The organism is Citrobacter sp. wls717 (assembly GCF_005280955.1).
Lineage (GTDB): Bacteria > Pseudomonadota > Gammaproteobacteria > Enterobacterales > Enterobacteriaceae > Citrobacter > Citrobacter werkmanii.
This window is the reverse complement of the sequence record NZ_SZWW01000031.1, coordinates 312,629-330,727: the sequence shown is the minus strand read 5'-3', so window position 1 is coordinate 330,727 and position 18,099 is coordinate 312,629. Positions and strand designations below refer to the sequence as shown.

Below are 18,099 nucleotides of genomic sequence, written 5' to 3'. Positions count from 1 at the left end.
CTCACTAACGTTCGCCCTGCGGGCCGTTGCTGAAGCAACGTTATCCTCCCTGGTACTGGCGATTATCTCGCAGACCATGCAACAACAGTTTCGCTGTTATTCAGGAGAAGATGGTGCATCCGGGAGGATTCGAACCTCCGACCGCTCGGTTCGTAGCCGAGTACTCTATCCAGCTGAGCTACGGATGCATCGGGAATTGCTGATTACTACTGATACGGCAAAGAAGATGGTGCATCCGGGAGGATTACTCGGCTTCGCCTCGCCCTGCGGGCCGTTGCTGAAGCAACGCTATCCTCCCTGGTGCTGGCGATTATCTCGCAGACCATACAACAACAGTTTCGCTGTTATTCAGGAGAAGATGGTGCATCCGGGAGGATTCGAACCTCCGACCGCTCGGTTCGTAGCCGAGTACTCTATCCAGCTGAGCTACGGATGCATCGGGAATTGCTGATTACTACTGATACGGCAAAGAAGATGGTGCATCCGGGAGGATTCGAACCTCCGACCGCTCGGTTCGTAGCCGAGTACTCTATCCAGCTGAGCTACGGATGCATCGGAAAACTTGCTTTACTGCCGATATTGATATCGTAATAAACGATATCAAGTAAGAGATGGTGCATCCGGGAGGATTCGAACCTCCGACCGCTCGGTTCGTAGCCGAGTACTCTATCCAGCTGAGCTACGGATGCATCGGAAAACTTGCTTTACTGCCGATATTGATATCGTAATAAACGATATCAAGTAAGAGATGGTGCATCCGGGAGGATTCGAACCTCCGACCGCTCGGTTCGTAGCCGAGTACTCTATCCAGCTGAGCTACGGATGCATCGGAAAACTTGCTTTACTGCCGATATTGATATCGTAATAAACGATATCAAGTAAGAGATGGTGCATCCGGGAGGATTCGAACCTCCGACCGCTCGGTTCGTAGCCGAGTACTCTATCCAGCTGAGCTACGGATGCATCGGGAAACTTACTTTACTGCAGATTTGATGTCGCTGCTAAAGCGCTATCAAGTAATATGGTGCATCCGGGAGGATTCGAACCTCCGACCGCTCGGTTCGTAGCCGAGTACTCTATCCAGCTGAGCTACGGATGCATCGGGAAACTTACTTTACTGCAGATTTGATGTCGCTGCTAAAGCGCTATCAAGTAATATGGTGCATCCGGGAGGATTCGAACCTCCGACCGCTCGGTTCGTAGCCGAGTACTCTATCCAGCTGAGCTACGGATGCATCGGGAAACTTACTTTACTGCAGATTTGATGTCGCTGCTAAAGCGCTATCAAGTAATATGGTGCATCCGGGAGGATTCGAACCTCCGACCGCTCGGTTCGTAGCCGAGTACTCTATCCAGCTGAGCTACGGATGCAAATGGCGGTGAGGCGGGGATTCGAACCCCGGATGCAGCTTTTGACCGCATACTCCCTTAGCAGGGGAGCGCCTTCAGCCTCTCGGCCACCTCACCAACACGCCTCTTACGAGTGCTTCGAAGAACTTGTTTCTGCTCATCGTCGCTGCGTGGCGCACATATTACTTTCTGGGACTTATAAGTCAAACAATTTTTCCAGAGCTTTTATCGTTTGCACATTTCACGCGCAATTAGTCTGCAAAAACGGCAAAAAGAGTGTTTTATCAACAGATAAATTGGCAGTTTCCGCAGACAATGAACAAACAGAAAATTCGCCGGGAACGACAATGTGCGTATGGGAAAAGAGAAAATGGGGGGAGTGAAGCAGAAAAGCGAGGAAAGAGGACAACTCAATCAGGTTGCGCCTCACCAGAATGGTGAGACGCGAAAACCTTAATAACTGGACTGCTGGGATTTTTCAGCCTGGATACGCTGGTAGATCTCTTCACGATGGACAGAAACTTCTTTCGGGGCGTTTACGCCAATGCGTACCTGGTTGCCCTTCACCCCTAAAACTGTCACGGTGACCTCATCGCCTATCATGAGGGTCTCACCAACTCGACGAGTCAGAATCAGCATTCTTTGCTCCTTGAAAGATTAAAAGAGTCGGGTCTCTCTGTATCCCGGCATTATCCATCATATAACGCCAAAAAGTAAGCGATGACAAACACCTAAGTGTAAGCAGTCACGGCATCACATTCTGTTAAACCTAAGTTTAGCCGATATACACAACTTCAACCTGACTTTATCGTTGTCGATAGCGTTGATGCAAACGCTGCGGATTGAAGCCCGCAGCGTCGACTTACGCTTATAATTATTACAGTTTTGCGCTGACCCAGCCTTTCACACTGGCTAACGCTGCAGGCAGAGCCGCTGCATCCGTACCACCGGCTTGCGCCATGTCCGGACGACCACCACCCTTACCGCCTACCTGCTGAGCGACCATACCAACCAGTTCGCCTGCTTTCACTCGGTCTGTCACATCCTTAGACACACCAGCAATCAGAGAAACCTTACCTTCAACTACCGTTGCCAGAACGATAACGGTAGACCCCAGTTGATTTTTCAGATCATCAACCATGGTACGCAACATTTTCGGCTCAACGTCCGCAAGTTCACTGACCAGCAGCTTCACGCCGTTGATATCAACCGCTTTGCTGGAGAGATTTGCACTCTCCTGCGCCGCAGCCTGTTCCTTCAATTGCTGCAATTCTTTTTCGAGTTGACGCGTACGTTCCAGTACAGAACGCACTTTATCACCGATATTCTGGCTATCGCCTTTCAGCAGCTGCGCGATATCGCTTAAGCGGTCGCTCTCAGCATGCACCGTTTGGATAGCGCCTTCACCGGTTACGGCTTCGATACGACGAACGCCCGCCGCCGTGCCTGACTCAGACACAATGCGGAACAGACCGATATCCCCCGTACGGCTGGCGTGAGTACCGCCACACAGTTCGGTGGAGAAATCGCCCATACTCAGAACGCGCACGTGGTCATCATATTTCTCGCCAAACAGCGCCATTGCGCCTTTGGCTTTCGCCGCTTCCAGATCCATGATGTTCGTTTCAATCGGCAGGTTGCGACGAATTTGCGCATTCACCAGATCTTCAACGGCACGGATTTCAGCAGGCTTCATGGCTTCGGTATGAGAGAAGTCGAAACGCAGCACTTTATCGTTAACCAGCGAGCCTTTCTGTGCCACATGCGTGCCCAATACCTGGCGCAGCGCCGCGTGCATCAGGTGCGTTGCGGAGTGATTCAAGCGGATACGCGCACGACGAGCTTCATCCACATCAGCCTGTACTGCATCGCCTATTTTCAGAGAACCCGCAGACAGTTTGCCGATATGACCAATCGCCTGGCCATATTTTTGCGTGTCACTCACGGCAAACGCAAAGCCCGCACCTTTCAGTTCGCCCTTGTCGCCAACCTGACCACCAGATTCCGCATAGAACGGCGTCTGATCCAGTACAACAACAGCGTCCTGACCGGCGTTAATGGCGTCTACCGCTTTACCATCGACAAACAGCGCAGTCACTTTGCCGTTCAGCTCAAGATGCTCATACCCTTTAAATTCTGAAGCGCCATCAACGCGAATCATCGCATTGTAGTCTGCGCCAAAACCGCTGGCTTCACGCGCACGACGGCGCTGTTCTTCCATTGCGGCTTCAAAGCCCGCCTCGTCGACCTTGATGTTGCGCTCGCGGCAAACGTCTGCCGTCAGGTCAACCGGGAAGCCGTATGTGTCATACAGACGGAAGGCGGTTTCGCCATCCAGCGTATCACCCGTCAGTTTTGCCAGCTCTTCGTCCAGCAGTGCCAGACCACGTTCCAGCGTACGAGCGAACTGTTCTTCTTCGGTTTTCAGAACCTGTTCAACCATTGCCTGTTGACGCTTCAGCTCTTCACCTGCAGACCCCATGACTTCCACCAACGGACCAACCAGCTTGTAGAAGAAGGTATCCTTCGCGCCCAGCATGTTGCCATGACGTACCGCGCGGCGAATGATACGGCGCAGCACATAGCCACGGTTTTCATTCGACGGGACAACGCCATCGGCAATCAGGAATGCACAAGAACGGATATGGTCGGCGATAACGCGCAGCGACTTGTTGCTCAGATCGGTCGCACCAGTAACTTTCGCGACGGATTCAATCAGTGAGCGGAACAGGTCAATTTCATAGTTGGAGTTAACGTGTTGCAGCACGGCCGCAATACGCTCCAGCCCCATACCGGTATCCACGGACGGCTTCGGCAGCGGTTCCATGGTGCCGTCAGCCTGACGGTTGAACTGCATGAAGACGATGTTCCAGATCTCAATGTAGCGATCGCCATCTTCTTCTGCGCTTCCCGGAGGGCCGCCCCAAATGTGGTCGCCGTGGTCGTAGAAAATTTCGGTGCACGGACCGCAAGGACCGGTATCACCCATCTGCCAGAAGTTGTCGGATGCATAGGCCGCGCCTTTGTTATCACCAATGCGGATGATACGCTCGCGCGGAATACCAACTTCTTTTTCCCAAATTTCATAGGCTTCATCGTCAGTTTCATAGACGGTGACCCACAGACGTTCTTTTGGCAGGGCAAACCAGTTTTCACCGGTCAGCAGTTCCCATGCGAATTGAATGGCGTCGTGTTTGAAATAATCGCCGAAGCTGAAGTTGCCCAGCATTTCGAAGAAGGTATGGTGACGTGCAGTGTAACCGACGTTTTCCAGGTCGTTGTGCTTACCGCCCGCACGTACACAACGCTGCGAGGTGGTTGCGCGGGAATAATTACGCTTGTCGAGGCCAAGGAAAACATCCTTGAACTGGTTCATCCCGGCGTTGGTAAACAACAAAGTAGGGTCATTGTTTGGTACCAGGGAGCTGCTGGCAACTACCTGATGTCCTTTACTATGGAAAAAATCGAGAAACGCCTGACGGATCTCAGCGGTGCTCTTGCTCATAATTATCCTGAAGAAATCAAGCTAACGAAATGTCATTACCAGCATCGGCAGCAAACTGCGCCTCTGGCAATCGAAAAGTGGGAATAAGATAAGTTTTCTTTACTGGGAAGTAAAATCCCGTATGCGCTCAATCGTCAAAATTTCGCCATATTGCCTGAATATCTTCCATCAGATAGCCACGATAGAGCAAAAAACGCTGGACCTTTACCTTATCTGAAAAATCGACTGGTAAAGGTTCACCGTATTTCCTGATTGCCTGCTCGCGCGCAAGCACTGCCCAGTCAATTTCACACTCGCGCATGGCGCGCTCAATAGCCTCACGCGAGATTCCTTTCTGGCTGAGTTCCTGCCGCACTCGCGCAGGCCCATAACCTTTGCGGCTACGGCTGGCAATAAACTGCTGAACGAAGCGGTCATCATCCAGATAATGACTTTCAATGCACCAGGCAATGACCTTGTCGTAATCTTCCGGGGAAGCATCAATGTCTTCCGGCCCTTGTTTGCCCATCACCGGCGCGGCCAGCTTCCGCCGTAGTTCCTGCTCGCTGTGATCGCGCATTGCCAGAATACGCACGGCGCGGTCAAGCAGTCGGGAATAAGCGGATCGGCGGGAAGTTGCATCTGTCATAGTAAACCTTCAGAAATGCAAAAGGGCTGCATGATATGCAGCCCTTTACTGTATGCGATGTAAAACAGATTATCAGAAATCTTCGTTCGTTTCTGCTACGTCTGCAGCACCGTCATCAACGGAGAAATCTGGCGTTGAATCCTGGTTATTGAGCAGTAACTCGCGCAATTTCTTCTCAATCTCTTTTGCGGTTGCCGGGTTTTCTTTCAGCCAGTTGGTCGCATTCGCTTTACCCTGACCGATTTTCTCACCGTTATAGCTGTACCATGCACCGGCTTTTTCAATCAGCTTCTCTTTCACGCCCAGGTCAACCAGTTCACCATAGAAGTTGATACCTTCACCGTACAGAATCTGGAATTCAGCCTGTTTAAACGGCGCGGCGATTTTGTTTTTCACGACCTTAACGCGGGTTTCGCTACCAACCACGTTGTCGCCCTCTTTCACTGCGCCAATACGGCGAATGTCCAGGCGCACGGAGGCATAGAATTTCAGCGCGTTACCACCGGTAGTGGTTTCCGGGTTACCGAACATAACGCCAATTTTCATACGGATCTGGTTGATGAAAATCAGCAGCGTGTTGGACTGCTTCAGGTTACCGGCCAGCTTACGCATCGCCTGGCTCATCATACGCGCCGCAAGCCCCATGTGAGAGTCGCCAATCTCGCCTTCGATTTCCGCTTTCGGCGTCAGCGCCGCCACGGAGTCGACAACGATAACGTCAACCGCACCGGAACGCGCCAGCGCATCACAGATTTCCAGCGCTTGTTCACCGGTATCCGGCTGGGAACACAGCAGGTTGTCGATATCAACGCCAAGCTTACGGGCATAGACGGGATCCAGCGCGTGTTCCGCATCAATGAACGCACAGGTTTTACCTTCGCGCTGAGCGGCGGCAATAACCTGCAGCGTCAGCGTCGTTTTACCGGAAGATTCAGGCCCGTAGATTTCGACGATACGGCCCATTGGCAAACCGCCCGCGCCCAATGCGATGTCCAGAGAAAGCGAACCGGTGGAGATGGTTTCCACATCCATGGAACGGTCTTCACCCAGGCGCATGATGGAGCCTTTACCGAATTGCTTTTCGATCTGACCCAGCGCTGCCGCCAACGCTTTCTGTTTGTTTTCGTCGATAGCCATTAATTACTCCTGTCATGCCGCTTTCGGGGTAAACCGCGAAACGTGAAAGATAATGTTCTGTTGAGGCAATTATACTGTATGCTCATACAGTATCAAGTATTTTGTAGAAATTGTTGCCACAGGGTTTGTAACGCATAGGCAGTCGCCTGCCGACGTACCGCATCGCGGTCACCGCTGAAACATTCCCGGCGGGTAATCCCCTCGCCGCTTGCGCTGGCAAAGGCAAACCATACCGTACCCACAGGCTTTTCCTCACTGCCGCCATCCGGCCCCGCAATACCGCTGATCGAGACCGCGAAATGCGCGCGGGCCGCTTTTAGCGCGCCAATCGCCATTTCCACGACGACAGGCTCACTCACCGCGCCATGCTGGGCCAGCGTCTCTTCGCGCACGCCAATCATCTGCGCTTTGGCTTCATTGCTGTAGGTCACGAACCCGCGTTCAAACCAGGCGGAACTGCCGGCAATATCCGTAATGGCTTTGGCCACCCAACCGCCGGTGCAGGATTCCGCCGTCGTAACGGTCGCCCCGCGCGCTTTCAGCGCCAGGCCAACCTGCTCGCTTAACTGCATCAGTTCACTGTCGGTCATTTCAGCCTCTGTCAGTTAAAAAAATATGCCGCACAAGATAGCACTTTCACAACCAATGTGGGGATGGGGAGAACGTTTTACGAGGGGGATTCCAAAAATTGATCCGTTGCAAAATAAGACCCGCCGGATGGCGATGTCAGAGCATCTTATCCGGCCTACAAGCAATATCTTATCTGTAGGCCGGTTGGAGCGATTACTGTACGCGCGCCAGCGCTACCGCCTGACCCAATTGCCACACCGCCATCGCGTAGTGGGTACTGTGGTTGTAGCGGGTGATGGTGTAGAAGTTTGGCAGCCCGTACCAGTACTGATAACCGGTGCCAATATCCAGGCGCAGCAGGCTGGCCTGCTGATGATTCCCCAACGACTGCTGCGGCGTCAGACCCGCGGCGGCAAGCTGTGAAATGCTGTACTGGGTTTTAAAGCCGTTCGCCAGCCCAGGCGCCTGACCATTCGCCGGCACCGCGACCGTATCGCCTTTCACCCAGCCATGGCCTTTGAAATAGTTCGCCACACTACCGATGGCGTCAACCGGATCCCACAGATTAATGTGCCCATCGCCATTGAAATCGACCGCATATTCTTTATAGGAAGACGGCATAAACTGGCCGTAGCCCATCGCACCGGCGAAGGAACCTTTCAAATCGAGCGGATCATCACTTTCATCTCGCGCCATCAACAGGAAAGTTTCCAGTTCGCCAGAGAAGTATTCCGCACGACGAGGATAATTAAAGGACAGCGTCGCCAGCGCATCCAGAATTCGCGTTTTGCCCATCACGCGGCCCCAGCGCGTCTCTACGCCAATAATACCGACGATGATTTCCGGTGGCACGCCGTAGACCTGCCACGCACGGTTCAGGGCATCTTCATATTGATTCCAGAAGGCCACGCCGTTTTGCACGTTGTCCGGCGTGATGAACTGCTTGCGATAACGCAGCCACGCGCCGTTAGGTCCGGCTGGAGGTTGAGTCGTCGGCGCCTGACGGTCCATCAAACGCAATACCGAGTCCAGCCGCTTGGCCTGAGACAGGATCTCCTGCAACTGCTGGCGATCAAAGCCATGCTTGTTCACCATCTTCTCGATGAACTGTTGCGCGTTCGGGTTATTGGCAAAATCGCCGCCCGTTAGCATGACATTGTGCTGTGGCTCAAGCAGGAAACCGCCGGATGGCGTACCCGTAGTCGTTTGAGTCTCTGAAGGTTTAGGTTTGCTGCTACAGGCAGCAAGCAATACGAAAAGGGGAAGTAACGCTACATAACGACGCTTGAACATGAGACATCCATTAAACAAATTCAGCCTGGGAGAAGTATGGTAAAGCATCCTCAGCCATACAAGGAAGCAGTAGTCGCTCTGCTTCACAGAATTTCCCCCCTCTTGCACTTCCGACCGTCATATTTGCGAGCGCTTACGCAATAACTTTCAAAATAAAATATTTACCTTTCATTTTGAGATCAAAATAACACTTTTAAATCTTTCGATCTGATTAAAATTAGTTTCCGTTTGGTAAGATAACTAAAAAACCCTACAGGAGAGAATAATGATCGACACCATCACACTCGGTGCTGAGTGGTTTATCGGGCTGTTCCAGAAAGGCGGAGAGGTGTTTACCGGCATGGTGACCGGTATTCTTCCCCTGCTGATTAGCCTGCTGGTCATCATGAATGCGCTGATTAACTTTATCGGCCAGCAGCGTATTGAACGTTTTGCTCAGCGCTGCGCCGGAAACCCACTGTCCCGCTATCTGCTGCTGCCGTGCATCGGCACATTTGTGTTTTGTAATCCGATGACGCTAAGCCTGGGGCGCTTTATGCCAGAAAAGTACAAGCCCAGCTACTACGCTGCGGCCTCTTATAGCTGCCATTCCATGAATGGCTTATTCCCGCACATCAACCCCGGCGAGCTGTTTGTCTATCTCGGTATCGCCAGCGGCCTGACGACGCTGGGCCTACCGCTTGGCCCGCTGGCGGTGAGCTATTTGCTGGTCGGTCTGGTCACCAACTTCTTCCGCGGCTGGGTAACCGATTTCACCACCGCCATTTTCGAGAAAAAAATGGGCATTCAACTTGAGCAGAAAGTTCATCTGGCGGGAGCAACATCATGACGCGTATTCGTATTGAAAAAGGCACCGGCGGCTGGGGCGGCCCGCTTGAACTGGATGCCGTACCGGGCAAGAAAATTGTCTATATCACTGCCGGGACTCGCCCTGCGATTGTCGACACGCTGGCGAATCTGACCGGTTGGCAGGCCGTTGATGGTTTCAAAGAGGGCGAACCGCCGGAGAGTGAAATTGGCGTGGCGATCATCGACTGCGGCGGCACGCTGCGCTGTGGGATCTATCCCAAACGTCGTATACCCACGGTAAATATTCACGCCACGGGGAAATCCGGTCCGCTGGCCCAGTACATTGTCGAAGATATCTATGTCTCTGGCGTGAAAGAAGAAAACATTACCGTTGTCGGTGAAGCATCCATTGCGCCGCAACCTGCAAGCAGCACGATTGGTCGCGATTACGACGCCAGTAAAAAGATTACTGAACAAAGCGATGGTCTGTTGGCAAAAGTCGGGATGGGCATGGGATCGGCCGTTGCTGTCCTGTTCCAGGCCGGTCGCGACACTATTGATACCGTTCTGAAAACCATTCTGCCATTTATGGCGTTCGTCTCGGCGCTGATCGGCATCATCATGGCTTCTGGTCTGGGAGACTGGATAGCCCATGGACTCGCACCGCTCGCCAGCCACCCGCTGGGACTGGTGACGCTGGCGCTGATTTGCTCTTTCCCGCTGCTGTCACCTTTCCTCGGCCCTGGTGCGGTCATCGCCCAGGTTATCGGGGTGCTGATCGGCGTACAGATTGGCCTGGGGAACATCCCTCCCCATCTGGCGCTACCGGCCTTGTTTGCCATTAATGCGCAAGCCGCATGCGACTTTATTCCCGTGGGGTTATCGCTGGCCGAAGCGCGTCAGGACACGGTCCGCGTCGGCGTGCCATCCGTCCTGGTAAGCCGCTTCCTGACCGGCGCGCCTACCGTTCTCATCGCCTGGTTTGTATCCGGCTTTATTTACCAATAAGAGGCACTCAAAAATGACCGTGATTTATCAAACCACCATCACCCGCATCGGCCAAAGCGCCCCGGACGCACTTTGCGACCAGATGTTAATTACCTTTCGTGAAGGCGCGCCAGCGGATATTGAAGAGTTTTGCTTCATCCATTGCCACGGCGATCTGAACGGTTCTTTGCACGCCGGGATCCAGTTTGAACTGGGCCAGCATCACTACCCGGTCACCGCCGTTGGCAGCGTGGCGGAACAAAACTTACGTGAACTGGGGCATATCACCCTACGTTTTGACGGACTCAGCGAAGCGGAATTCCCTGGCACCGTACATGTGGCGGGCCCTGTACCGGACGATATCGCGCCGGGCTGTATTTTGAAGTTTGTTGCTTAAGATTGAAGGAGAAAAAGATGAATCAGGTTGCCGTTGTCATTGGTGGAGGCCAGACCCTGGGAGCGTTCCTTTGCCGTGGGCTTGCGACAGAAGGATACCGCGTCGCGGTGGTGGATATTCAAAGCGATAAAGCCGCCAACGTCGCGCAGGAGATTAACGCCGAGTTTGGCGCAGGCACAGCGTACGGTTTTGGCGCTGATGCCACCAGCGAACAGAGCGTGCTGGCACTGTCACGCGGAGTGGATGAAATATTTGGTCGCGTCGACCTGCTGGTTTACAGCGCGGGTATCGCTAAAGCCGCGTTTATCAGCGACTTTCAGCTTGGGGATTTCGACCGCTCGCTGCAGGTGAATTTGGTCGGTTACTTCCTCTGCGCCCGTGAATTCTCACGCCTGATGATCCGCGATGGCGTCCAGGGACGCATTATCCAGATCAACTCCAAATCAGGGAAAGTAGGCAGTAAACACAATTCGGGCTACAGCGCGGCAAAATTCGGCGGCGTGGGTTTAACCCAATCGCTGGCGCTGGATCTGGCGGAATACGGGATTACCGTCCATTCGCTGATGCTCGGCAACCTGTTGAAATCACCGATGTTCCAGTCATTATTACCGCAGTACGCTACCAAACTGGGCCTTAAGCCGGATGAAGTAGAGCAGTATTACATTGATAAGGTTCCGCTCAAACGCGGCTGCGATTATCAGGACGTGCTGAACATGCTGCTGTTTTATGCCAGTTCGAAAGCCTCTTACTGCACCGGACAATCGATTAACGTCACCGGCGGTCAGGTGATGTTCTAAGAGGTATGACTGCCCGGTGGCGCTGTGCTTACCGGGCCTACGAATATTATGTAGGCCGGATTAGGCGCAGCCGTCATCCGGCAAAATCAAAGGAGCGCAGTATGGTTTCCGCACTGATTACCGTCGCCGCCATCGCCTGGTGCCTGCAACTGGCGCTTGGTGGCTGGCAAATATCCCGCTTTAACCGCGCGTTCGATAAACTTTGTCAGCGGGGTCGGGTGGGCGTGGGTCGTTCCGGCGGACGGTTTAAACCGCGCGTGGTCGTCGCCATCGCGCTTGATGAGCAACAGCGGGTTACCGATACGTTATTTATGAAAGGTCTTACCGTATTCGCCAGACCCGGCAAAATTGCCACCATAATGGGCAAACATCTTGATGATTTACAGCCTGATGTGATCTTTCCCCATGATCCGTTAGCGCAGAATGCACTATCATTGGCGCTTAAACTGAAACATGGGTAATTTCGTTGTGAATGCTAATAGCTTGCGAAATTATCATTTTGCAACCTAAATAAGTCAGGGTAATCACGCCTATGAAACCTCGTCAGCGTCAGGCTGCCATACTGGAGCACCTGCAAAAGCAGGGAAAATGCTCGGTTGAAGAACTGGCCCACTACTTTGACACGACCGGCACAACCATTCGCAAAGACCTGGTCATTCTGGAAAATGCTGGAACCGTCATTCGTACCTATGGCGGCGTAGTGTTGAACAAAGATGAATCTGACCCGCCCATCGATCACAAAACCCTAATTAACACGCATAAAAAAGAGCAGATCGCTGAAGCCGCCGTCCGTTATATCCATGATGGCGACTCCATCATTCTGGATGCGGGCAGCACCGTATTGCAGATGGTGCCAATGCTTACCCGCTTTAGCAACATCACCGTCATGACCAACAGTCTGCACATTGTTAATGCCCTTTCGGAGCTGGACAACGAGCAAACCATCCTGATGCCTGGCGGGACCTTTCGCAAAAAATCTGCGTCATTTCACGGTCAACTGGCAGAAAACGCCTTTGAGCAATTCAGCTTTGATAAACTCTTCATGGGGACCGACGGTATTGACCTCAATGCCGGCGTGACCACCTTTAATGAGGTCTTTAGCGTCAGTAAAGCGATGTGCAATGCCGCTCGCGAAGTGATTCTGATGGCTGACTCCTCAAAATTTGGGCGTAAAAGCCCTAATGTTGTGTGCAGTCTGGAAAGCGTTGACAAGCTGATTACCGATGCAGGTATAGACCCTGCATTTCGTCAGGCGCTGGAAGCAAAAGGGATTGAAGTAATCATAACCGGAGAAACCAATGAGTGATGCACTACTGAACGCGGGCCGTCAGACGTTAATGCTGGAACTGCAGGAAGCCAGTCGACTGCCGGAGCGACTGGGCGATGATTTTGTCCGCGCCGCCAATACTATCATCCACTGTGAAGGCAAAGTCATTGTCTCCGGGATTGGCAAATCAGGCCATATTGGCAAAAAAATTGCTGCGACCCTCGCCAGTACCGGCACCCCTGCCTTTTTTGTGCATCCGGCGGAAGCGCTGCATGGCGACTTAGGCATGATTGAAAGCCGCGACGTGATGCTGTTTATCTCTTACTCCGGCGGCGCGAAAGAGCTGGATCTCATCATTCCGCGCCTGGAAGACAAATCCGTCGCCCTGCTGGCCATGACCGGAAAACCAACCTCGCCGCTGGGCCTGGCGGCCAAAGCCGTGCTGGATATTTCTGTTGAACGTGAAGCCTGCCCAATGCGCCTGGCGCCGACCTCCAGCACCGTCAACACGCTGATGATGGGCGACGCGCTGGCAATCGCCGTGATGCAGGCGCGCGGCTTTAACGAAGAAGATTTTGCCCGCTCGCATCCGGCCGGCGCGCTGGGCGCTCGTCTGTTAAATAAAGTGCATCACCTGATGCGCCGTGACGATGCCATTCCGCAGGTAACGCTGACCACCAGCGTCATGGACGCGATGCTGGAACTCAGCCGCACGGGTCTTGGTCTGGTGGCTGTCTGTGATGACGCGTCACTGGTGAAAGGCGTCTTCACTGACGGCGACCTGCGCCGCTGGCTGGTTGGCGGCGGCGCGCTCACCACGCAGGTTAGCGAAGCAATGACCCATAATGGCATTACGCTGCAGGCACAGAGCCGCGCGATTGACGCCAAAGAGATCCTGATGAAACGCAAAATCACTGCCGCACCGGTGGTAGATGAAAACGGGAAACTCACCGGCGCTATCAACCTGCAGGATTTCTATCAGGCCGGTATTATCTAATCCTTCAGCCCCAGGCGTTTCGCCAGCCGGTGCAGGTTGGCGACGTCTGTTTCCAGCGCCCGCGCGCTTGCCGCCCAATTGTGGTTATTTTGCGCCAAGGCCCGGCGGATCATCTCGCGCTGAAATGACTCCGTTGCCTCACGCAAATTGTGATGCTGCGGGATCTCTGCCACGACGTCCGGCTGCGGTACAGGGCTTTCATCCTGCAAGGCAAAATGCTGTGCCTCCAGCACCACCTCATCCCCTGCCCGGGTAGCCCTTGCCAGCACAACCGCCCGATGAATGGCATGTTCCAGCTCGCGCACGTTTCCGGGCCAGCCGTAACTCAGCAGATGATTACGCGCGCCGGGGCTTAACACAACGCGGGAAAGTCCCAGCCGCAGCCGACATTGCTCGCAAAAATAGCCTGCCAGCAGCACTACATCTTCGCCGCGCTCACGTAGTGGCGGCACGGAAAGGGGAAAAACGCTCAGACGATGAAACAGATCCGCGCGAAAATTCCCCGCCAGCACCTCTTCTCGTAAATCACGATTGGTCGCCGCCAGTACGCGCACGTCAACGCGCAGGCTGCGATCGTCCCCTACGCGCTGAATATCGCCATACTGCAATACGCGCAGCAGCTTGGCCTGCAACGCCAGCGAGAGTTCGCCAATCTCGTCGAGAAACAGCGTGCCGTTATCCGCCATTTCAAATTTACCGCTACGATTACTGATAGCCCCGGTAAAAGCCCCTTTTACGTGACCAAAAAGTTCACTTTCCGCCACGCTTTCGGGCAACGCCGCGCAGTTGAGATACACCAGCGGATTCACCGCACGCGGCGAACCTTCATGAATCGCTTTGGCTACCAACTCCTTCCCGGTCCCGGTTTCGCCGCTGATCAGTACGTTGAGATCGGACCCTGCCACAATCTCAATCTCTTTTTTCAACTGCATCATATTGGGCGACAGGCCAATCATCTGGGTTTCCGTCACCTGCTCGAAAGCCGTCGACGAACCCGGCAGCATATTCTGGCTTTCCAGTTGTTCAATCAGCAACGCATTACTCAGCGCCCCCGCAGCCAGAGCGGCAATTAGCCTAAGCTCTTCATCGCTGAAGACATCGAACTGATCGGGCTCCATGCCATCCAGCGTTAACGCACCAATCAGATTTTGTCCGGCAAACAGCGGCAACCCGATGCAGGCATGCACTTTCAGGCTCTCCTGACCCGGGATTAACCCGTCATAAGGATCGGGCAGATCGCTGTCGGCAGGAAAACGTACCACGTCCCCGGCGCGGGCAATCGCCTCCAGCCGCGGATGTCCCTCCAGCGTGAAGCGGCGGCCGAGGACATCCTGCGCCAGGCCATCGATAGCCAGCGGGATAAACTGTCGCGACTCGTAGCGCAGCAGTGCCGATGCGTCGCACTCCAGCACCTGGCGCAAGGTCGTGATCAGGCGCTGAAAACGGTCCTGATGACCGATACCGCTTTGTAATTCAATGGCGATACCCGCCAGCACATCTACTGAAAAGCTCATGGCAACCTCATTGTCATTTTGACAATTCATATTGTCATATTGACAATAAAATAAACAGTCATTTTGACTACCACTTTATAGGCACTAAATAATAAATCATTAAAAATCAAACAATTAAAAAGTTGGCACACAACCTGCAATTAACAAAATATCTTTTTAGAAAAACGCTGAATTAATTGAGGTTGCTATGTCTATTCTGGTTAAAAATAACATTCATTGGGTTGGCCAACGTGACTGGGAAGTGCGAGATTTCCACGGCACTGAATACAAAACGCTGCGCGGTAGCAGCTACAACAGCTATCTCATCCGTGAAGAAAAAAACGTGCTGATCGATACAGTAGACCATAAGTTTAGCCGTGAATTCGTGCAGAACCTGCGCAGTGAAATTGACCTCGCGGATATCGACTACATCATCATTAACCACGCGGAAGAAGATCACGCCGGTGCGCTGACCGAACTGATGTCCTGCATCCCGGACACGCCAATTTACTGCACCGCTAACGCGATTGATTCCATCACCGGCCACCACCATCATCCGGAGTGGAACTTCAACGTGGTGAAAACCGGTGATTCTCTGGACATCGGCAACGGCAAACAACTGATCTTTGTTGAAACGCCGATGCTGCACTGGCCTGACAGCATGATGACCTACATGACCGGCGATGCGGTACTGTTCAGTAACGATGCTTTCGGCCAGCATTACTGCGACGAACGTCTGTTCAATGATGAAGTTGACCAGACCGAACTGTTCGAACAATGCCAACGCTACTACGCCAACATCCTGACCCCGTTCAGCCGTCTGGTGACGCCGAAAATCACTGAGATCCTCGGCTTCAACCTGCCGGTCGATATGATTGCCACCTCCCACGGTGTGGTATGGCGCGACAACCCAACGCAGATCGTTGAGCTGTACCTGAAATGGGCGGCCGATTATCAGGAAGACCGCATCACCATCTTCTACGACACCATGTCCAACAACACCCGCATGATGGCGGACGCCATTGCCCAGGGCATCAACGAAGTTGACCCGAACGTGGCGGTGAAAATCTTTAACGTCGCCCGTAGCGACAAAAACGACGTCCTAACCAACGTCTTCCGTTCTAAAGGCGTACTGGTCGGTACTTCCACCATGAACAACGTGATGATGCCGAAAATCGCCGGACTGGTGGAAGAGATGACCGGCCTGCGTTTTCGTAACAAACGCGCCAGCGCCTTTGGTTCTCACGGCTGGAGCGGCGGCGCAGTTGACCGCCTGTCCACCCGTTTACAAGATGCCGGTTTTGAGATGTCGCTTAGCCTGAAGGCGAAATGGCGTCCGGATCTGGATGCGCTGGAACTGTGTCGTCAGCACGGTCGTGAAATTGCACGTCAGTGGGCGCTTGCTCCGCTACCGGAAACGACCGTCAAAGCGACAACCAAAGAAGAAGAGTGCGCTTGTGCCGCTGCGGCTGCGGCTGACCTCGGCCCAAGCATGCAGTGCAGCGTGTGCCAGTGGATTTACGATCCAGCAAAAGGCGAACCGTTGCAGGATGTCGCGCCAGGTACCCCATGGAGCGATGTGCCGGATAACTTCCTGTGCCCGGAATGTTCATTAGGTAAAGACGTCTTCGACGTACTGGCAACGGAGGCAAAATGAGCCACGGAATTGTCATTATTGGTTCGGGCTTCGCCGCCCGCCAGTTAGTCAAAAATATCCGTAAACAGGATGCAACTGTTCCGTTGACCCTGATTGCCGCTGACAGCATGGATGAGTACAACAAGCCCGATCTCAGCCACGTTATCAGTCAGGCACAGCGTGCAGACGACCTCACCCGCCAGTCGGCGGGGGAGTTTGCCGAACAGTTTAATTTGCGCCTGTTCCCCTACACCTGGGTGACCGACATCGACACCGATGCCCACATCGTGAAAAGTCAGGACCAACAGTGGCAGTACGACAAGTTGGTGCTGGCGACGGGGGCTTCAGCCTTTGTGCCTCCAGTCACCGGACGTGAGTTAATGCTCACATTGAACAGTCAGCAAGAATACCGCGCCTGTGAAACGCCACTGCGTGATGCCCAGCGGGTACTCATTGTCGGCGGCGGTCTGATTGGCAGTGAGCTGGCGATGGATTTTTGTCGTGCCGGTAAAGCGGTAACACTTATCGACAACGCCGCCAGCATTCTGGCCTCGCTGATGCCACCGGAAGTCAGCAGTCGCTTACAGCATCGTCTGACCGATATGGGTGTGCATCTGCTGCTGAAATCACAACTTCAGGGTCTGGAAAAAACTGAATCGGGTATTCGCGCCACGCTCGATCGTAGTCGCCGCGTAGAAGTCGATGCGGTGATCGCCGCCACCGGTCTGAGCCCGGAAACGGCGCTGGCGCGTCGTGCCGGATTGAGCATTAATCGTGGCGTCTGCGTCGACAGCTATCTGCAAACCAGCCACCCGGACATTTATGCCCTCGGCGACTGCGCGGAAATTAACGGTCAGGTGCTGCCGTTCCTGCAGCCGATTCAACTGAGCGCCATGTATCTGGCGAAAAACCTGCTCGGCGGCAATGCTCCGCTGAAGCTGCCTGCCATGCTGGTAAAAGTTAAAACGCCGGAACTGCCATTGCATCTGGCGGGGGAAACCCAGCGGCGCGATCTGAACTGGCATATTGCCGCGGAAGCGCAAGGTATGGTGGCCAGAGGAATGAACGACGAAGGCCAGCTATGTGCGTTTGTGGTCAGTGAAGACCGGATGAAAGAGGCCTTTGCGCTGCTGAAAACATTGCCCTTGTAAGTCTGTGGTGCCGGATGGCGCCGCGCCTTATCCGGCAATGCTGCTACTGATTTATTAACCTCACGCACATGGACGTGCGTTGCCACTTGTCGGTATGCCCCG

General features: G+C 53.7%; 16 protein-coding genes and 10 tRNA genes. 9 read left to right on the top strand and 17 right to left on the bottom strand.

From position 1 onward, the window contains the following. Nucleotides 1-111: 111 nt before the first annotated feature. From FDX09_RS16405 to mltB, 16 genes are all read right to left on the bottom strand, one after another. Nucleotides 112-188, bottom strand: a tRNA-Arg gene (locus FDX09_RS16405). A 171-nt stretch (nucleotides 189-359) separates the two neighbouring features. Next, nucleotides 360-436 (bottom strand) — tRNA-Arg (locus tag FDX09_RS16400). 39 nt (nucleotides 437-475) lie between these two features. Then, nucleotides 476-552, bottom strand: a tRNA-Arg gene (locus FDX09_RS16395). 60 nt (nucleotides 553-612) lie between these two features. Further along, nucleotides 613-689, bottom strand: a tRNA-Arg gene (locus FDX09_RS16390). A 60-nt stretch (nucleotides 690-749) separates the two neighbouring features. Beyond that, a tRNA-Arg gene (locus tag FDX09_RS16385) sits at nucleotides 750-826 on the bottom strand. A 60-nt stretch (nucleotides 827-886) separates the two neighbouring features. Then, nucleotides 887-963 (bottom strand) — tRNA-Arg (locus FDX09_RS16380). Between the two features lie 59 nt (nucleotides 964-1,022). Then, nucleotides 1,023-1,099, bottom strand: a tRNA-Arg gene (locus tag FDX09_RS16375). A 59-nt stretch (nucleotides 1,100-1,158) separates the two neighbouring features. Then, nucleotides 1,159-1,235, bottom strand: a tRNA-Arg gene (locus FDX09_RS16370). Nucleotides 1,236-1,294: 59 nt separating this feature from the next. Further along, nucleotides 1,295-1,371, bottom strand: a tRNA-Arg gene (locus FDX09_RS16365). A gap of 3 nt (nucleotides 1,372-1,374) precedes the next feature. Continuing rightward, nucleotides 1,375-1,467, bottom strand: a tRNA-Ser gene (locus FDX09_RS16360). A gap of 336 nt (nucleotides 1,468-1,803) precedes the next feature. Then, on the bottom strand, nucleotides 1,804-1,989 hold the full coding sequence (csrA, locus tag FDX09_RS16355; RefSeq protein ID WP_000906486.1) for a carbon storage regulator CsrA: 186 nt from the start codon (nucleotides 1,987-1,989) through the stop codon (nucleotides 1,804-1,806). 238 nt (nucleotides 1,990-2,227) lie between these two features. Continuing rightward, nucleotides 2,228-4,855 (bottom strand): alanine--tRNA ligase, encoded by a 2,628-nt coding sequence (gene alaS / locus FDX09_RS16350; protein ID WP_061382320.1) that lies wholly within the window; start codon nucleotides 4,853-4,855, stop codon nucleotides 2,228-2,230. A gap of 127 nt (nucleotides 4,856-4,982) precedes the next feature. Continuing rightward, on the bottom strand, nucleotides 4,983-5,483 hold the full coding sequence (gene recX / locus FDX09_RS16345) for a recombination regulator RecX (protein WP_085048877.1): 501 nt from the start codon (nucleotides 5,481-5,483) through the stop codon (nucleotides 4,983-4,985). A 72-nt stretch (nucleotides 5,484-5,555) separates the two neighbouring features. Next, the gene (gene recA, locus FDX09_RS16340; RefSeq protein WP_137347526.1) at nucleotides 5,556-6,620 is read right to left on the bottom strand and encodes a recombinase RecA; all 1,065 of its coding nucleotides are present in this window, start codon (nucleotides 6,618-6,620) and stop codon (nucleotides 5,556-5,558) included. Nucleotides 6,621-6,712: 92 nt separating this feature from the next. Continuing rightward, nucleotides 6,713-7,210: a nicotinamide-nucleotide amidase gene (pncC, locus tag FDX09_RS16335; protein WP_003037333.1), complete on the bottom strand. Its 498-nt coding sequence runs from the start codon at nucleotides 7,208-7,210 to the stop codon at nucleotides 6,713-6,715. Between the two features lie 193 nt (nucleotides 7,211-7,403). Beyond that, on the bottom strand, nucleotides 7,404-8,483 hold the full coding sequence (gene mltB, locus FDX09_RS16330; protein ID WP_038633043.1) for a lytic murein transglycosylase B: 1,080 nt from the start codon (nucleotides 8,481-8,483) through the stop codon (nucleotides 7,404-7,406). 265 nt (nucleotides 8,484-8,748) lie between these two features. On the opposite strand from mltB, the gene srlA reads away from it, so the two are divergent. From srlA to gutQ, 7 genes are all read left to right on the top strand, one after another. Next, complete coding sequence (srlA, locus tag FDX09_RS16325; RefSeq protein ID WP_003825953.1) at nucleotides 8,749-9,312, top strand: PTS glucitol/sorbitol transporter subunit IIC; 564 nt, start codon at nucleotides 8,749-8,751, stop codon at nucleotides 9,310-9,312. Then, the gene (locus tag FDX09_RS16320; RefSeq protein ID WP_085048874.1) at nucleotides 9,309-10,280 is read left to right on the top strand and encodes a PTS glucitol/sorbitol transporter subunit IIB; all 972 of its coding nucleotides are present in this window, start codon (nucleotides 9,309-9,311) and stop codon (nucleotides 10,278-10,280) included. The genes srlA and FDX09_RS16320 overlap by 4 nt, the downstream gene beginning before the upstream one ends. A gap of 13 nt (nucleotides 10,281-10,293) precedes the next feature. Beyond that, a complete protein-coding gene (srlB, locus tag FDX09_RS16315) occupies nucleotides 10,294-10,656 on the top strand; it encodes a PTS glucitol/sorbitol transporter subunit IIA (RefSeq protein ID WP_038633050.1) in 363 nt (120 codons plus the stop codon). Between the two features lie 17 nt (nucleotides 10,657-10,673). Then, nucleotides 10,674-11,453, top strand: coding sequence for a sorbitol-6-phosphate dehydrogenase (gene srlD, locus FDX09_RS16310; protein WP_006687183.1), 780 nt, complete (start codon nucleotides 10,674-10,676; stop codon nucleotides 11,451-11,453). A gap of 101 nt (nucleotides 11,454-11,554) precedes the next feature. Beyond that, nucleotides 11,555-11,914 carry a transcriptional regulator GutM gene (gene gutM, locus FDX09_RS16305; protein WP_038633053.1) on the top strand — a complete coding sequence of 120 codons (360 nt, stop codon included), beginning with the start codon at nucleotides 11,555-11,557 and terminating at the stop codon, nucleotides 11,912-11,914. Between the two features lie 71 nt (nucleotides 11,915-11,985). Further along, entirely contained in the window at nucleotides 11,986-12,759 is a 774-nt protein-coding gene (locus tag FDX09_RS16300; protein WP_006687181.1) for a DNA-binding transcriptional repressor, read from the top strand. Continuing rightward, nucleotides 12,752-13,717, top strand: coding sequence for an arabinose-5-phosphate isomerase GutQ (gene gutQ, locus FDX09_RS16295; protein WP_038633059.1), 966 nt, complete (start codon nucleotides 12,752-12,754; stop codon nucleotides 13,715-13,717). The genes FDX09_RS16300 and gutQ overlap by 8 nt, the downstream gene beginning before the upstream one ends. Here gutQ and norR read toward each other — a convergent pair. After that, entirely contained in the window at nucleotides 13,714-15,231 is a 1,518-nt protein-coding gene (norR, locus tag FDX09_RS16290; protein ID WP_085048872.1) for a nitric oxide reductase transcriptional regulator NorR, read from the bottom strand. The two genes, gutQ and norR, sit on opposite strands and share 4 nt — an antisense overlap. 187 nt (nucleotides 15,232-15,418) lie before the next feature. Here norR and norV point away from each other — a divergent pair, with 187 nt between their 5' ends. Continuing rightward, on the top strand, nucleotides 15,419-16,867 hold the full coding sequence (gene norV / locus FDX09_RS16285) for an anaerobic nitric oxide reductase flavorubredoxin (protein ID WP_085048871.1): 1,449 nt from the start codon (nucleotides 15,419-15,421) through the stop codon (nucleotides 16,865-16,867). Continuing rightward, nucleotides 16,864-17,997 carry an NADH:flavorubredoxin reductase NorW gene (norW, locus tag FDX09_RS16280; RefSeq protein WP_137347525.1) on the top strand — a complete coding sequence of 378 codons (1,134 nt, stop codon included), beginning with the start codon at nucleotides 16,864-16,866 and terminating at the stop codon, nucleotides 17,995-17,997. Before norV ends, norW begins: the two co-directional genes overlap by 4 nt. Nucleotides 17,998-18,099: the final 102 nt, after the last annotated feature.

Bases quoted from the DNA above. Each gene is read 5' to 3' on its own strand.
- norW (WP_137347525.1), top strand. From the start codon at position 16,864: ATGAGCCACGGAATTGTCATTATTGGTTCGGGCTTCGCCGCCCGCCAG.
- srlA (WP_003825953.1), top strand. From the start codon at position 8,749: ATGATCGACACCATCACACTCGGTGCTGAGTGGTTTATCGGGCTGTTC.
- norR (WP_085048872.1), bottom strand. From the start codon at position 15,231: ATGAGCTTTTCAGTAGATGTGCTGGCGGGTATCGCCATTGAATTACAA.
- recX (WP_085048877.1), bottom strand. From the start codon at position 5,483: ATGACAGATGCAACTTCCCGCCGATCCGCTTATTCCCGACTGCTTGAC.
- recA (WP_137347526.1), bottom strand. From the start codon at position 6,620: ATGGCTATCGACGAAAACAAACAGAAAGCGTTGGCGGCAGCGCTGGGT.
- csrA (WP_000906486.1), bottom strand. From the start codon at position 1,989: ATGCTGATTCTGACTCGTCGAGTTGGTGAGACCCTCATGATAGGCGAT.
- mltB (WP_038633043.1), bottom strand. From the start codon at position 8,483: ATGTTCAAGCGTCGTTATGTAGCGTTACTTCCCCTTTTCGTATTGCTT.
- pncC (WP_003037333.1), bottom strand. From the start codon at position 7,210: ATGACCGACAGTGAACTGATGCAGTTAAGCGAGCAGGTTGGCCTGGCG.
- FDX09_RS16320 (WP_085048874.1), top strand. From the start codon at position 9,309: ATGACGCGTATTCGTATTGAAAAAGGCACCGGCGGCTGGGGCGGCCCG.
- alaS (WP_061382320.1), bottom strand. From the start codon at position 4,855: ATGAGCAAGAGCACCGCTGAGATCCGTCAGGCGTTTCTCGATTTTTTC.
- gutQ (WP_038633059.1), top strand. From the start codon at position 12,752: ATGAGTGATGCACTACTGAACGCGGGCCGTCAGACGTTAATGCTGGAA.
- srlD (WP_006687183.1), top strand. From the start codon at position 10,674: ATGAATCAGGTTGCCGTTGTCATTGGTGGAGGCCAGACCCTGGGAGCG.
- gutM (WP_038633053.1), top strand. From the start codon at position 11,555: ATGGTTTCCGCACTGATTACCGTCGCCGCCATCGCCTGGTGCCTGCAA.
- norV (WP_085048871.1), top strand. From the start codon at position 15,419: ATGTCTATTCTGGTTAAAAATAACATTCATTGGGTTGGCCAACGTGAC.
- FDX09_RS16300 (WP_006687181.1), top strand. From the start codon at position 11,986: ATGAAACCTCGTCAGCGTCAGGCTGCCATACTGGAGCACCTGCAAAAG.
- srlB (WP_038633050.1), top strand. From the start codon at position 10,294: ATGACCGTGATTTATCAAACCACCATCACCCGCATCGGCCAAAGCGCC.